The sequence below is a fragment of the Endozoicomonas sp. ONNA1 genome, assembly GCF_024606325.1.
Lineage (GTDB): Bacteria > Pseudomonadota > Gammaproteobacteria > Pseudomonadales > Endozoicomonadaceae > Endozoicomonas_A.
Window position 1 is genome coordinate 1 of record NZ_JAHHPN010000731.1, and the last position, 1,813, is coordinate 1,813.

Consider the following 1,813-nt stretch of genomic DNA (forward strand, 5'->3'; position numbering starts at 1 on the left):
CTGGTCTCCCCCCCCCTATCATTCTTCTTGGTGAGCAGTGACAACAAATTGCTGATCTTTCAAATGACCACTGCTGTCACCAAACTGCTGGATGAAAGTCACTTGTGGTAGTTCATTAACAGCTTGTTTGTATTCCCCATCCATCTTGTTTAACTCAGCAACAGCTGCTGTCGCTGCCCTGGGGTTTCTCATGGAGAACTCACCATCGACCCCTTCCACAACCTCACTGCAAAACTGAGCAATCGCCCAAAGCTTTCTGCGCTTGTCAGCAGCCGTGATTTTGAGTTCAGTAGTTAGTTGCTCCTGCTGCTCACGAAGAGCTATCTGAATGTCAGCATTTGTCAACAGGCGAGACCCCTGACTTCTGGCTGTCTTTGGGCTATAACCAGCGGCTATAGCGGCCCTGGTTGCGTTTTGATCAATGAGGTATTCAGCTAGAAAGCGAGCGTGTTTATTGTTCATGCCATCGGTCCTTGATGAGATTCTGTTTCACTATACCATCAAAGGCCAAAGGTCCTGAGCCTCTCCAATTGACCCTCCACCTTGTAAAATTGAGTGTACCTTCTGGACACCTAATCCCTTGCTTCTAAGCCATTGATTTAGTGTGTCAAATAACCTTTGATCTGATCAATTGGACACGATGTAAAACAAAGTCTAATTTCTCTTTTACTCGAAGAAGAAGTAAAGGACGTAGTTGAATGAAAGGCCAAAATGTCGGATACATCAGAGTCAGCAGTATTGACCAGAACACTGCCCGGCAACTGGAAGATGTTGAACTGGATACCTGCTTTGAAGACCATTGCAGTGGCAAGGACACCAATCGGCCTCAATTAAAAGCCTGTCTGCGCCATTTGCGAAAAGGTGATCATTTACACGTCCACTCCATAGATCGACTTGCACGCAGCCTTAAAGACCTTCAGAAGCTGGTTGAAGACCTAACCAATCAGGGTGTTACCATCCAGTTCCATAAAGAGAACCTGACTTTCACCGATGGCAGCCATCCTATGCATACACTCATGCTTCAAATGATGGGAGCCTTCGCAGAATTCGAGAGAAGCATGATTAGAGAGCGGCAGCGGGAAGGTATTGTGTCCGCCAGGAAGAAAGGCAAACAGATCGGAGCCATGCCCAAGCTAACAGAAAAACAAGTAGCTGAATTGAAAGACCGAGTAAGTGCCGGTGAACAAAAGAAAGCACTGGCTCATGAATACGGCATTAGCAGGCAGACTCTCTATAACATCGTGGGCACAAGGACATAGAGGAAGCTACTCCACTCTATTTCCAGTAGTCCGGCTTCTTATTAACTGGCAAAGCGAGTGTATGGTTGCTTCAGGTAACTAACCATTAACCCTATAAATGCTTGAAAGTTCGCAGACCATCATAGCGTTTCTTTTTAGCCAGCTATCGGGATAACAACCGTCCCTCCACAGCTCAATAACATTACTATTGTCTGGCTCATTGCTGACTCAATACTTTGATCTTGCTTCAGTCATAGGGTGAACACAATATGCTGATATGAAAGCCGATGAGTATAAGTGTCAGAAAGAAAACCAGCAGATAGATTTTTCAAATTAAGGTTCCCTTTTTTATAGTGGTATAATTACTTTTTTTGAGTATTGGCAAGACAGGACTATTTAGAACCCTCTTAAACCTATTCACACTATTTTAGATGTTCGAGGTTCAAAAATATGTCCCTGAAAAATCATCACTCAATATAACTGATTGATTTTATTATCTATTAGAAAAGTAAAAATCCCATACACCATGGTATAACCGATAGCGATCAGAGCGTACGTACTACCTATCGTCAAAC

Annotated in this window: 2 protein-coding genes; one reads left to right on the forward strand and one right to left on the reverse strand. The window is 43.8% G+C overall.

Annotated features, from left to right (window positions below; genetic code table 11):
• Nucleotides 1-18: 18 nt before the first annotated feature.
• Nucleotides 19-462 carry a terminase small subunit gene (locus KDK19_RS17560; protein ID WP_257292477.1) on the reverse strand — a complete coding sequence of 148 codons (444 nt, stop codon included), beginning with the start codon at nt 460-462 and terminating at the stop codon, nt 19-21.
• 236 nt (nt 463-698) lie between these two features.
• On the opposite strand from KDK19_RS17560, the gene KDK19_RS17565 reads away from it, so the two are divergent.
• Complete coding sequence (locus KDK19_RS17565; protein ID WP_257292478.1) at nt 699-1,259, forward strand: recombinase family protein; 561 nt, start codon at nt 699-701, stop codon at nt 1,257-1,259.
• Nucleotides 1,260-1,813 lie beyond the last annotated feature (554 nt).

Bases quoted from the DNA above. Each gene is read 5' to 3' on its own strand.
- KDK19_RS17565 (WP_257292478.1), top strand. From the start codon at position 699: ATGAAAGGCCAAAATGTCGGATACATCAGAGTCAGCAGTATTGACCAG.
- KDK19_RS17560 (WP_257292477.1), bottom strand. From the start codon at position 462: ATGAACAATAAACACGCTCGCTTTCTAGCTGAATACCTCATTGATCAA.